At 64.3% G+C, this 12,690-nt stretch carries 13 protein-coding genes; 7 read left to right on the forward strand and 6 right to left on the reverse strand.

What is annotated here, in order from left to right:
* The first annotated feature begins 7 nt into the window (after window positions 1–7).
* Window positions 8–364 carry a hypothetical protein gene (locus ATE70_RS04540; RefSeq protein ID WP_058536751.1) on the forward strand — a complete coding sequence of 119 codons (357 nt, stop codon included), beginning with the start codon at window positions 8–10 and terminating at the stop codon, window positions 362–364.
* A 7-nt stretch (window positions 365–371) separates the two neighbouring features.
* On the forward strand, window positions 372–1,316 hold the full coding sequence (locus ATE70_RS04545; protein WP_058536752.1) for a D-2-hydroxyacid dehydrogenase: 945 nt from the start codon (window positions 372–374) through the stop codon (window positions 1,314–1,316).
* On the opposite strand, the gene ATE70_RS04550 is transcribed toward ATE70_RS04545, so the two are convergent.
* The 6 genes from ATE70_RS04550 to pyk form a co-directional block, all read right to left on the reverse strand.
* On the reverse strand, window positions 1,313–2,161 hold the full coding sequence (locus ATE70_RS04550) for a metallophosphoesterase (RefSeq protein WP_058536753.1): 849 nt from the start codon (window positions 2,159–2,161) through the stop codon (window positions 1,313–1,315). The two genes, ATE70_RS04545 and ATE70_RS04550, sit on opposite strands and share 4 nt — an antisense overlap.
* 43 nt (window positions 2,162–2,204) lie before the next feature.
* Entirely contained in the window at window positions 2,205–4,139 is a 1,935-nt protein-coding gene (locus tag ATE70_RS04555) for a cytochrome c3 family protein (RefSeq protein WP_058536754.1), read from the reverse strand.
* A gap of 16 nt (window positions 4,140–4,155) precedes the next feature.
* Window positions 4,156–5,037: a hypothetical protein gene (locus ATE70_RS04560; protein WP_058536755.1), complete on the reverse strand. Its 882-nt coding sequence runs from the start codon at window positions 5,035–5,037 to the stop codon at window positions 4,156–4,158.
* Window positions 5,037–7,472 (reverse strand): NAD(P)-binding domain-containing protein, encoded by a 2,436-nt coding sequence (locus ATE70_RS04565; protein ID WP_058536756.1) that lies wholly within the window; start codon window positions 7,470–7,472, stop codon window positions 5,037–5,039. The genes ATE70_RS04560 and ATE70_RS04565 overlap by 1 nt, the downstream gene beginning before the upstream one ends.
* A gap of 237 nt (window positions 7,473–7,709) precedes the next feature.
* A complete protein-coding gene (locus ATE70_RS04570) occupies window positions 7,710–8,483 on the reverse strand; it encodes an arginyltransferase (RefSeq protein WP_058536757.1) in 774 nt (257 codons plus the stop codon).
* Window positions 8,484–8,828: 345 nt separating this feature from the next.
* Entirely contained in the window at window positions 8,829–10,283 is a 1,455-nt protein-coding gene (gene pyk / locus ATE70_RS04575; protein WP_058536758.1) for a pyruvate kinase, read from the reverse strand.
* A gap of 119 nt (window positions 10,284–10,402) precedes the next feature.
* On the opposite strand from pyk, the gene ATE70_RS04580 reads away from it, so the two are divergent.
* The 5 genes from ATE70_RS04580 to ATE70_RS04600 are packed head-to-tail and all read left to right on the forward strand — an operon-like array spanning window position 10,403 to window position 12,667.
* Window positions 10,403–10,732: a DUF1244 domain-containing protein gene (locus tag ATE70_RS04580; protein ID WP_056371879.1), complete on the forward strand. Its 330-nt coding sequence runs from the start codon at window positions 10,403–10,405 to the stop codon at window positions 10,730–10,732.
* 54 nt (window positions 10,733–10,786) lie between these two features.
* Window positions 10,787–11,029 carry a DUF2312 domain-containing protein gene (locus ATE70_RS04585; RefSeq protein WP_037514655.1) on the forward strand — a complete coding sequence of 81 codons (243 nt, stop codon included), beginning with the start codon at window positions 10,787–10,789 and terminating at the stop codon, window positions 11,027–11,029.
* 23 nt (window positions 11,030–11,052) lie between these two features.
* On the forward strand, window positions 11,053–11,373 hold the full coding sequence (locus ATE70_RS04590; protein ID WP_058536759.1) for a YbjQ family protein: 321 nt from the start codon (window positions 11,053–11,055) through the stop codon (window positions 11,371–11,373).
* Window positions 11,370–11,861 carry an arsinothricin resistance N-acetyltransferase ArsN1 family B gene (locus ATE70_RS04595; RefSeq protein ID WP_058536760.1) on the forward strand — a complete coding sequence of 164 codons (492 nt, stop codon included), beginning with the start codon at window positions 11,370–11,372 and terminating at the stop codon, window positions 11,859–11,861. The genes ATE70_RS04590 and ATE70_RS04595 overlap by 4 nt, the downstream gene beginning before the upstream one ends.
* Window positions 11,862–11,920: 59 nt before the next feature.
* Window positions 11,921–12,667: a YebC/PmpR family DNA-binding transcriptional regulator gene (locus tag ATE70_RS04600; protein ID WP_058536761.1), complete on the forward strand. Its 747-nt coding sequence runs from the start codon at window positions 11,921–11,923 to the stop codon at window positions 12,665–12,667.
* Window positions 12,668–12,690 lie beyond the last annotated feature (23 nt).

A 12,690-nucleotide genomic window follows, 5' to 3' on the forward strand; every position in this document is an offset into this window, starting at 1 on the left:
TCGTTGCATGTCGCAACTGATCTGCTGGCTGCTCGTCGGCCTTGTCCACCTGATCCCGGCGCTGGCGCTGTTCCGGCCGGCGTTGATCACGCGGCTCTATCGCATCCCGCCGGACAGCCCGCTCTTCCTGCTGATGCATCACCGCGCCGCGCTGTTCTTTGCGGTGCTCGTTGCCTGCGTGTGGGCGGCGTTCGATCCCGGCGGGCGAAAGCTCGCGACCTTGCTCGCCGCAATCTCGATGCTCAGCTTCCTGTTTCTCTATCAGTCCTACGGGCGCCCCGCGGCGCTCGGCACCATCGCGCTGGTCGATCTCATCGGCCTCGTCCCGCTGGCCTGGGCGGGCTGGCACGCATTTCAGCAGTAGGAAAATCATGACCAAGACCGTGACCGTCCTTTCGGGCCTGATCCGTCCGCTTGTCGAAAACCGGCTGCCCGACTGGATCGAACCCAAATTCTTCGCATCGAAGGAAGAGGCGCTCGAACTCGCGCCGCAGGCCGAGATCGGCTGGTTCGACATGTACGACAAGAAGGATATGGCCGCGGTCATCACCGCCGCGACGGGCCTCAAATGGCTCAATTCGATCTATGCCGGGGTCGACGGCATGCCGCTGGATCTGCTGCGCGAGCGCGGCACGGTGCTCACCAACGGCGCCGGGATCAACGCGATCACCATCGCCGAATATGTCGTGATGGGCATGCTGACCGTTGCCAAGGGCTACCGCGACGTCGTGCGCGCGCAGGAACGCCGCGAATGGCTGATGGAGTCGCCGGGCAAGGTCGAGCTGTTCGGGTCGAAAGCGCTGCTGCTCGGCTATGGCGCGATCGGCAAGCTGATCGAGGAGCGGCTGAAAGCCTTCGCGGTCGATGTCACCGTCGTCCGCCGTTCACCGGGGCCGAATACGCTAACGCCCGACCAGTGGCGCGCGCAGCTCGGTGCGTTCGACTGGGTGATCCTCGCGGTGCCCGCGACTCCCGAAACCGACGGAATGATCGGCGCCGCCGAACTCGCCGCGATGAAACCGACCGCGACGCTCATCAACATCGCGCGCGGCAGCGTCGTCGATCAGGACGCGCTGGTTGCGGCGCTCGATGCGCAGCAGATCGCCGCGGCCTTCCTTGACGTCACGACGCCCGAACCGCTCCCCTCGGACCATCCGCTGTGGAGCCTCGACAATGCGCATATCACGATGCACCTGTCGGGCCGCGCGCAGGACAAGATGTTCATCCGCTCGGCGCAGCGCTTCCTCGAGAATCTGGACCGCTGGAAGAAAGGTGAAGCCGTCGAACCGCGGGTCGACCTAACGCTCGGTTATTAACGCGGCCGCTCGGCCTTCAACTCGCGCACCAGCGGTTGCAGCCGTTCGTCATATTTGGCGAGCATGGTGTGCGCGCCGGCATGGTCGTAGAAGCTGACGAGTTCGCGCCCGTTCCAGCGGTGGAGCGCATAGGCGGGATCTTCGGCGACGATCATCGGCCGGTCGTCGGGCTTGTTCTCGTCGATGGGCCTGAGGTCGAGTGAGACCTGCGGTGCCGTTGACGAACAGATCGCGATCGTGCGGCCTTCCCATGCGACGGTGACGCTCCGGTGGAGATGGCCGCAGATCAGCCCGCGAACCTGCGGGTGGCGGCGTACCACGTCGGTGAAGACCGCGACCCACGGCTCGTCGGGGTCGGTGTTCATCCACTCGATCCCGCTTTCGATCGGCGGATGGTGCATGACGATATAGGTGGGCTTCGCACTATCCTTCGCCAGTTCGGCGTCGAGCCAGGCGGCGCGCCGGTCGCAAAATGCGCCGCCGTGGCGCCCTTCCTCCAGCGTATCGATCGTCACCAGCCGTAGTTCGGGGAGCTCGATCGTGTACTGAACGAAACCGTTGCCGTCGTCGAGACCCGGAAAGCGGGCGTGAAAATTGTCACGCAAATCATGATTGCCGACGCTCGGCCACACCGGAAAGGGACAGCGCGAAAAGGCGGTGGCGAGGCGGCGATAGCTGTCGTCGTCGCCGCGATCGGAAAGATCGCCGGTCGCGAGCAGCAGATCAGGCCGGTTCGGCCCCTCGATCAACACGTCGAGCACCTCATCGAGGCGCTTGCGGTTATATTCGGCCGGATTGTCCGGATCGAACCCGATATGGATATCTGTGATCTGCGCGATCAGCATATCCGTCCCCCGTTCCGGTCGGCTGGTCCCGACCCATAAAACCTCACCCGCCCCGCCTTGCCCCGTGCAAGGGAGGTGTGCGCCACGTCACATCGTAAAGGCCCCGCCCCCCGGTTCCTGTGATCATGCTCACACTATAGGTAGCAGCAAGAGGTTTATTTGCGATTGCGGCGGTGTTTTTCTTGGCTCTGCGCGGCGGCAACCACGGTTTCCCGCCGTCCGAATGATATTCGTGGCACATCGCGCAGGGCGATTCGGTCGCGGTTTCGACCTTTACGGCGCGCGCCCCGCCCTCGCCGACATGGCAATCGCGGCACTGACGCAGCCCCGGCACGAGCAGGTCGGTCGAGGTTTTCGATCCCGGCGCGGCGGTGTGGCAATCGGCGCATTCGGTTTCCTTGTGCGCGTCATGGTCGAACCAGCCTTTTTGCAGGTAGCGCGGCGTCTGGCTGACCGCCGCAACCCGCCAGCTGTTGCCGGTCTGCGGCGCAAAGATCGTGTGGCAGTCGTAGCACGCGCCGCCCTTTGAGAAGACCGCGCGCACCGCATCCTGCGCACGGCTGGGCCGTGTCGCGACTTCGTTGAAATAGATGTTGTAGACCTGCCCCTCGGCATAGGCGCCCGGACGCCGCCGCTGCATGCCGCCAAGCTGGAGCGGTCGCCCAGGCGGGGTCGAGCGATAATAAGCGGTGAGATCGGCGACGACCTGGTCGGGCTCGCCATGGCGCAAAGTCCGCGTCACCCCGCCGACGGTCTCGAAGGCGAGGCTGTGGCACATCGCACAGTCGCGTTCCATTTCGACCGGCTTGACGCGCACCCCGTCGGCCTCGACGCGGTGGCAGTTCGCGCACACCAGCTTCTTGCCGAAATCGTAGCGGCCGCGGAAGCTCGCCGCCATGCGCGCGACCCCGCCGGTCGCCTGCAAATGCATGTCGTGCGGGAATTTGAGGCCGTTGTAATCGAGCGTCCCCTTGCTCAGCGTCGTGCGCACCAGTTTTGCCCCGGGTGCCGAGCGCACGAGCGGGCGGAATTCGGGATGGCTAGTGCCGAAATCGGCGGCATCGGCGATCGATGTCGGATGCCCGGCAATCTTCAATCGCGCCGACATGCCGTCGTGGCAATCGGCGCAGAATTTCTGCGGCGTCGCGGGCATCGGCCCCGCGCCCTCATGCTCGGTATGGCATTCGACGCAGCGGCCCTGCGGCTTGTTGAAGGTCTTGGCAAAGCCCGCCAGCACCTTTTCGCCGATCCCCGGCGGGTGACGCGCGGCGAGGAGCATCGCTGCCGGCGCACCCGCATGCGCCATGCTCATCGCCTTGTGCTCGCCGGTGTGACAGCCGACGCACGCCTTGTCGGTCACCGCCACAAAGGGTTCGACATGACACGACTGGCAGTCGTTCTTCAGGCTCGCGTGCGCGCTCGACAGCGGCCCCGACAGCCACGCGTTGTCGGCATGGTAACCGTCGGGGCGCTCGTTAACATTCTTGTAGCTGTACCACGCCCAGATCGGCCCGATCAGGAAGGCGAGCAGCATCAGCAGCCCGAACAGCCACGCCCCCATCCGCTTGCCGAGCATCACGCCCTGCAGCGAGAAGGCCTTGGCCTCGTCGACATCCTTCGACGACTGCGACAGCTCGTCGATGCGCTCGACGAGCAAGATGATATTCTCGCCCTCGCGCGCGATCGTCAGCCGGTGGCCGCCGAAGCGCAGCTCGCCGCCCGCACCGCTGTCGATGTCGGCGATGGTTTCAGACCGGCCGTTGAGATCGAAGCCCAGCCCTTCGCTTGCCGCGACGCGCACCGTGCGCCCGTCGGCGCTGCTGATCGTCGCATGATGCGGATTCACCGCCAGATCGGCGACGTGGATGATATTGCTGCCCTCGCGGCCGAGGGTGATCGTGTCGCCCGGCAGCGGCGTATCGCGAATGATCTGTTTGCCGGTCTTCGTCGTCGAAATACGGCGCAGGATGAAGCTCATGGTCCCCCTCCCCGCCTTACCAGTAGAAGAAGACGCTGATGATGTGCGCCGACAGCGCTGCGATCAGCGCAAAGGTCAGCGGCACATGCACGTAAAGCCAGATTTCGAGCAGCGCCCGAATTTTGAGATGCCGGCGCAGCCGCGTCAGTGCGGCTTCCTTCTGCTTGAGCAGCCCGACGACCTTCTCGCGCGCCTCGCGATCACTGCCGTTCGAGCCCGACAGCGTGCGCAGTGCGGCCGCGGTCGCGCAATTCGGGTAGCGACCCGACAACCGCGCACCGATACCGCCCGCGAAAGGATTTTCGTCGAGCGCCGCAAGCACCGGCGCGGTGTCCGCGGGCGTCAGCGGCTGCGCCGCGCTGTGCAATTGCCGGTCGAAGGCGCGGATCGCCTCGAGCATCTGCATCTGCGTCATTTCGTCGCGGTTGTTCGACAGCGCCGCGGGCAAGGTCGCATAGACGATGACACCATAGAGCCCCGACAGGATCACCAGCATCATCAGCGCCCACGCCAGCGTGTGGACATTCCACCCAAGCTGGAACCCGGTGTGCCAGGTGCCGATAACGATCAGGCTGAGCCCCAGATAGACGTGCGCCGAGGTCCACGCCTTCAGCGACCAATAGTCGCTCGTCATCTTGCGCTTGCGATAGCCCAAGGCGGTGAGCCAAAGGATCAGCCCGGCGCCGATCGTGCCAAGCGTATAGCCATACCAGCTGCCGCCATTGTGCCGCGGCGTGACGTCGACCAAGGCGTAGGAGATGATGATGAGCAGGCAGAGTCCGCCCGAAATCTTGGCCCAGCGAAAACCGGCATAACGCAGGAAGCCCTCATGCTTGCGTTCGCGCACGCGTTCGGTCTGGGTCGCCTTCGACCGGCGACGCTGAAAGAGGCTCGCCATCAACCCGCATCCTCTTCGAGCCGCGCGATCGAAAGGAACTCCTCGGGCGAAACGCGGATCGCAGCACCGGTCGGGCAGGCGCGCACGCATGCGGGGCCGCCCGAAATGCCTTTGCACATGTCGCATTTGACCGCGATCTTCTTGGGCTTCTCGTCGCCCAATTGCTTCTTCGTCCATTTGGGCGACGGTTCACCAGGGCCGGGACCGAAACCGGTGAGCAGCCAGCGCAGCAGGCTCGGCTTCTCGGGCGGCGCGGCTTCCATGCGGATCACGCCATAGGGGCAGTTGCGCATGCAGTTGCCGCAACCGATGCAGCCCGGCTCCATGAAGACCTCGCCGTCGGGGCCGCGGTGAATGACGTTCGGCGGGCAATCGGCCATGCAGTGTGGATGCTCGCAGTGGCGGCAGCTCGTCGGCACGTGCAAATGCGCGAAGGTCTTGCCCGCTTCGCGGTCGAGCCGCGACAGGCCCTCGTGGCTGTCGGCGCACGCCTTCTCGCAATTGTCGCAGCCGACGCACAGATTTTCGTCGATCAGCAGCGCGTCGGTCGCCTCGCCCAGCCCTTCCTTCATGATGAAGCTTGCGGTGTCCGAATAAAGATCGACCGCGCTCGAATAGCTCGCTTTCCGCGATTCGATGAAACTGTTCATCGCCGCGCGCTCGGCGACCGCGGCTTCGGTCGCTTCGCGTACCTGCGGCCGCTTCGCGAGCATCGCTTTGAACTGCTCGCCCTTCAGCCTGATCACTTCGCTCGCAACGGCCGCCTTGACCGTCGCGTTGCGCCGCTCTCCGCTGAGCACTGCCATTTCCCCGAAGAAGCTGCCCGCGGGCAGATAGCGGAGGAAGATCGGTTTGCCGCCAATATCCTTCTCGACGACCATCGATCCCGACCGAATGACATAGACGTCGTCGCCCTCGTCGCCCTCAGCGAGCACGATTTTGCCCGCGGGAACGCGTTCGATTGCGGGATCCTCGACGATCGGTTCGAGATCCTCGACGGTCAGCCCGCCCTTGAAGATCTGCAGCAACTGGCGTTCGAGCGAGATGCGGTTGATCACGCGCTTCGCGCCCGGAACCGCGGCCATCAGCTTGAGTGCGGCGGTGCGCGACACTTCGACAAAGATGCTGTCCTCGCCCGCGCGGATCGTCGCGCCGCGCTTGCGGCCCGAAATCAGGCCGACTTCGCCAAAGATCGAGCCCTCTTCGATCGGCACGGTGAAATCGGGGCCGACCTCGACGAGCGCATGACCGTCGGCGATCGCGAAGAGCGACGACCCCGGCTCGCCCTTTTCGAACACGACGTCGCCCTTGTTGTAGAACGCGACCTTCGAATCGAGCATGAACTCGCGCATCTGGAGCGGCGACACGTCGGCGAAGATGCGGATGCGCGTGCGCAGGAACTCGAGCCATTCGCTGACCGATTTCTGCTGCGGCAGCGCCTCGAAGATCGCCGCGAGGTCCTTTTCGTCGGCGGGGGTCAGCGCCTTGTTGCCGTTCAGGAATTCGACGACGTCATAGCCCTGGTTCATGCAATGCTTGATCAGCGGATAGCCCGCGAGCGCGCCGATGACATAGAGGCCGGGGACCGTCGTCTCGAACGTCGGCGACAGTTTCGGAAAAGCCTCGCGGTCGGGGCCGGTGAACTCGATCCCCATCGATTCGACAAACCCGCGCGGCGCGACCGACCCTAGGCGCGCGACGATCACATCGCATTCGATCCGCTCTTCGCCGGTCGGGGTTTCGAGCGTCAGCCAGCCCGGCTCGACCTTCTTCGGCTGCGTCTCGGTGCGGATGCTCATAAAGCCGTTCTCACCGGCCTCGGTCATGTCGGCGACATTCTTCGCCTTGGCGCGCGCGAAATCCTTCGAGCGGTTGAGGATCGTGACGGTATTTTCGAGCGCTTCCTCGGCGACGCCGAGCGCATTTTCGATCCCTGCGTCGCCCGACCCGACGACGGTGATATGCTTGTCCTTGAAATCCTCGGGATCGTCGACCTGATAGATGATGTGCGGCAGGTCGGCGCCCTCGCAGCGCATCCGGTTCGGATTGCCCTGCGTCCCGATCGCAAGCACGATATTTTCTGCCGTGTAGACGTCGCCCTTGGCGGTCTTGATCGCGAACGCGCCCTTTTCGCCGCTCACTTCGGCGACCTCCGCGTGATAGGCGACATTCACCTTGTTGGTCGCGGCGTCCTCGTCCCAATTGCCGAGGATATATTCGCGCGCGCCCTCGGCAAAGCGGCAGTCGGAGCGGAGGTCGAGCCGTTCGGGCGTCGCGAGCACGCGCTTGCCCTTTTGATATTTGAAGATCGTGTCCGACAGATGGTCGGTCTTTTCGAGCAGGATATGACTGAGCCCGAGCTGCGCGGCGCGCGATGCGGCGCTGAGTCCCGCGGGACCCGACCCGATGATCGCAACCTTGACCGGATCGCTCATGCACGCACCATTGCGCGGCGGAAGCCGCCCTTGCCGTCGCTGGCCGTGATGCTGACGAAGTCGCGCACGGGCATCCTCTTCCCCCTGTCGCCAGCCCCCCGGCGAATTCATAACGGATGCGACCCGGACTTATGTCCTGGACGCAAAGCTATGCCCTTGAAAGCGAGGAAAGGTCAACCGGCCGACGCGAGATTCTGGCCGTTGCGAGCCATTCTCAACAGCGCCCTGCGGGCGGGTTCAGGCGAGCTCGAACATCGCGGCGATACGCTCGGACTGGGTGGGCTCGAAGCGCGACCAGCCATCGGGGCCGAGCTTTTCGAGCGGACGGAAGCGCGCCTTGTACGCCATGCGCGCCGACCCTTCGATCCAGTAGCCGAGATAGACGTACGGCAGCCCCGCCCGCGCCGCGCGCTGGACATGGTCGGCGATGATATAGGTGCCGAGCCCCTCGCGCATCGGATGCGCCGCGTCAAAGAAGCTATAGATCATCGACAGCCCGTCGCCCTGCCGGTCGGTCAGGCAACAGCCGACAAGGCGGCCCTTGCCGCCATCCGCGGCCGGCTCGCGATATTCGATCATATAGCTATCGACGGGGGTCTGCTCGACCATGTCGGCGAAATCCTGCTCGTCCATATCGGCCATGCCGCCATCGGGATGGCGCGACCCCAGATAGGAGCGCAGCAGCGCATATTGCTCTTCGGTCGCCCACGGCTTGCACGCGGTCGCGACAAGGTCGCCGTTGCGGCGCAGGTTGCGCTTCTGCGAACTGCTGGGTGTGAATTCCCCGGCGCAGACGCGCACCGACACGCAGGCCGAGCAATCGGCGCAGCTCGGGCGATAGGCGACCGACTGGCTGCGGCGGAAGCCGATGCGCCCGAGCGCGTCGTTCAGCTCGTTCGCCGAATTGCCGCTAAGCTCGGTGAACACCTTGCGCTCGGTCTTGCCCGCCAGATAGGGACAGGGCGCCGGGCTGGTGACAAAAAAGCGCGGAAAACGGAACGGTGCGGACACGCGGGAAAACCTCCGGACTGGCGAATGCGGAGCCCCCCCGACGCGGGTCCGACGCGCTACTTGCACCAACTATGCCGCGCAGCGTCAATGGTGCAAAGTCCATTTACCATTTTTAAACGTCCCGATCTGAATCAACCCGAAAATTTTGTGAATCAGCCGGTAAGGATTGTGCCGATTTGAATCGATCTGGGGTGAATCGATCCTCCCCGTGGCGAAGCCATGGGGAGGTGGCAGCGGCTTCGCCGCTGACGGAGGGGCTTGTGGCGCAACTGTTGCGGCCCCTCCACCATTCGCTTCGCGAACGGTCCCCCTCCCCACCGCTTCGCGGCAGGGAGGATTTAATCCTTAGCTGTAGCCGCGCAGCTCGTCGCCGGTCAGCGTCGCCACATGGAGCACATTGGTCGACCCGGGGGTGCCGAACGGAACCCCCGCCATCATCACCAGCTTCGCGCCCGCCTTGCAGATGCCGTGGCGCAGCGCCATCCGCTTGCCCTTGGCGATCATCTCTTCGAAGCTGCCGATGTCCTTGGTCGGCACCGCATGCGCACCCCAGAGCAAACCCATACGCCGCGCGGCTTCCTTTTTCGGGGTCAGGACGAGCAAAGGCGCACCCGGCCGCTCGCGCGCGACGCGGCGTGCGGTCGAACCCGATGCGGTGAAGCAGATGATCGCATCGGCGGCGATCGTCGTAATGATGCTGCCCGCCGCCTCGGCCAGCGCGTCAGCGGTCGTCGCGTCGGGCGCAGTCTCGGTAAAATGCAGACGGCGGAAATAGTCGGGATCGCTCTCGACCGAGCGCGCGATCGAATCCATCATCGTCACCGCCTCGACCGGGAAGGCGCCCGCCGCGGTTTCGGCCGACAGCATGATCGCGTCGGCACCGTCATAGACCGCGGTTGCGACGTCGGACACTTCGGCGCGCGTCGGTGACGGCGAGACGATCATCGATTCGAGCATCTGCGTCGCCACGACCACCGGCTTGCCCATGCGGCGCGCGGTCGCGACGATCTTTTTCTGAAGCGGCGGCACCGCCTCGGGCGGCAATTCGACCCCCAAGTCGCCGCGCGCGACCATCGCCGCATCAGCGAGTTCGAGGATTTCCTCGATCCGCTGCACACCCGAGGGCTTTTCGAACTTCACGAGCAAGGCCGCCTTGCCGCCGATCAGCGTGCGCGCCTCGGCGACGTCCTCGGGGCGCTGCACGAACGACAGCGCGATCCAGTCGACATGCTGCTCGAGCGCGAAGGTCAAATCCTTGCGATCCTTTTCGGTCAGCGCCGCGAGCGGGACGACGACATCGGGGACATTGACGCCCTTGCGATCCGAGATCTTGCCGCCGACCTCGACAACCGTTTCGATCTTGTCCGGCGCGACACTCTTCACGCGCAGCACCAGCTTGCCGTCGTCGATCAGCAGGCGCGTGCCGGTTTCGAGCGCCGCGAACAATTCGGGGTGCGGCAGGTAAACGCGCGTCGCATCGCCCGGTGTCTTGTCGGTATCGAGCGTGAAGCTCTTGCCGTTCACCAGCTCGGCCGGGCCGTCTTTGAAGGTGCCGACGCGCAGCTTGGGGCCTTGCAGGTCGACAAGGATCGTCGTCGGACGTCCGGTGTCCTTTTCGAGCGCGCGGATCGCCGCGATCACCTTGGCATGCCCCGCATGATCGCCGTGGCTCATATTGACGCGAAACGCGTCGGCGCCGGCGCGATGCAGCGCGGCGATCATCTCGGGGTTGGCGCTTGCGGGGCCAAGGGTCGCCAGGATGCGCACCTTGCGCTGGCGGGGGGTAAAATTCTGGACCACAAAAGCTCCGATAACAGGGGGGACGCTAGGGCAATGCCGGCTTGCTGACGACGGCAATGCCGCCTTGATGATAGGAAGGCAACCGCCGTATAGCTATTCAATCATTCAACGGAGGAACCATGTCCTGCAGCGACGATCAGACGACCGGTAATGAGGCGCTTGACAGCCTTGACGATGCGGTCGCCGCCGCGGCCTTCCGCCGCCTCGTCCGCCTGCTCCAGCATCGCAGCGACGCCGCGAACATCGATTTGATGGGCCTCGCCGGATTTTGCCGCAACTGCCTCGGCGACTGGATTGCCGAGGCGGGCGACATGGACAAGGAGGCGGGCCGCGCGATCGTCCACGGCATGCCGACCGCGGAGTGGAAAGCGCGGCATCATACCGCCGCGACGCCCGAACAGCTCGCGCGGATGGAAGAAAGCATGGCCAAAAATCCCGGAGCCGATTAGGGACGCGCCAGGCGCGATTCTCGCGCCGCATCATCCCAATCACCGGAGCCAAAAATGAGCGAAGCCACCGTATCCGACGAACAACTGCGCCTTTTCATCGAGCGCATCGAGCGTCTGGAAGAAGAGAAAAAGGGCATCGCCGACGACATCCGCGACACCTATAATGAATCGAAATCGCAGGGTTACGATCCGAAAATCATGCGCCAGATCGTTCGCCTGCGCAAATTGCCGGTCCACGACCGCAAGGAAATGGAAGCGATCCTCGACGTCTATAAGTCGGCGCTCGGAATCGACTGACGCCCCCAGCCAGGAGAGTGACGATGTTCAGCACCACCACCAATAATGTCGAGGGCCGTCCGGTCCGCGAGTATCTGGGCATCGTCACCGGCGAGGTGATCGTCGGCGCCAATTTGTTCCGCGACCTGTTCGCCAGCATCACCGACATCGTCGGCGGCCGCTCGGGCAAATATGAGGACGTCCTCGCCCGCGCGCGCAAAGAGGCGATCGGCGAAATGGAAGCCGAGGCCGCGCGCCTCGGCGGCAATGCGGTGATCGGCGTCGACCTCGACTATGAAGTGCTCGGGCAGAATGGTTCGATGCTGATGGTCAGCGCCTCGGGGACGGCGGTCACTCTGGGGTGAGCGTCGACATCCGCCCAGCCACGTCAGCCGACGCCGCGCGCTGTGCCGAGATTTACGCGCCCTATGTCACGGACAATTGGGTCAGTTTCGAATGCGATCCGCCCGATGCGGTGGAAATGGCGCAGCGGATAGAGAATTATGGCGCGAGCCATGGCTGGCTGGTTGCAGAGGTCGAAGGCAAAATTGCGGGATATGCCTATGGCTCCCCTCACCGTACGCGCGAAGCCTATGCGACCTCGGCCGATGTCGCGGTCTATCTTGATACGGCTTTTGCGCGTGCCGGAATTGGACGGCAGCTTTATGAGGCGCTGTTTCCGATTTTGGCGGATCGCAATATCCACGCCATCTTTGCCGGGATTGCCTTGCCGAATGACGCCAGCATCGGCTTGCATGAGGCGATGGGCTTCACGCCGGTCGGCATCTACCGCGAGGTCGGCTGGAAAATGGGCGGCTGGCGCGATGTCGGGTGGTGGCAGCGGTTGCTTTGACATTCGGTCCTGATGTAAGCGCGCGCTTCCAGTTCCTTCCAGCCGAAAAGAAGAGAGCCATGGCCGGCCATAGCAAATTTAAAAACATCATGCACCGCAAGGGTGCGCAGGACAAAAAACGCAGCTCGCTGTTTTCGAAGCTTTCGCGCGAAATCACTGTCGCGGCGAAGATGGGTCTGCCCGATCCCGACGCGAATGCCCGCCTGCGCGCCGCGATCAACGCCGCCAAGGCGCAGTCGGTGCCCAAGGACAATATCCAGCGCTCGATCGACAAGGCCGCGGGCGGCGAAGGCGATAATTACGAGGAAATCCGCTACGAGGGCTATGGCCCCGGCGGCGTGTCGCTGATCGTCGAGGCACTGACCGACAACCGCAACCGCACCGCGACCAACGTCCGCACCGCCTTCTCGAAAAACGGCGGCAACCTCGGCACTAGCGGCAGCGTCAGCCACGGTTTCGACCGGCTCGGCATGATCAGCTATGCCGCCAAGGCGGGCGACGCCGACACGGTGTTCGAAGCCGCGCTCGACGCCGGCGCCGACGATGTCGAATCGTCCGAGGACGGCCACGACATCTGGACCAGCGTCGACAGCCTCCACGAAGTCGCGAAGGCGCTCGAAGTCAAACTTGGCGAAGCCGAAGGCGTGAAGCTCGCCTGGCGCCCGACGATCAAGAGCGAAGTCGCCGACGAAGCGACGGCGCAGACCTTGTTCAAGCTGATCGACACGCTCGACGACGACGACGACGTCCAGACCGTCTGGGGCAATTACGAGATCCCCGACGCGGTGATGGAGAAACTGGGTTGATAGAATCCTCTCCCCTTGGGGGA

Origin of the sequence: Sphingopyxis sp. H053, from assembly GCF_001468225.1 — a bacterium.
Classification (GTDB): Bacteria; Pseudomonadota; Alphaproteobacteria; order Sphingomonadales; family Sphingomonadaceae; genus Sphingopyxis.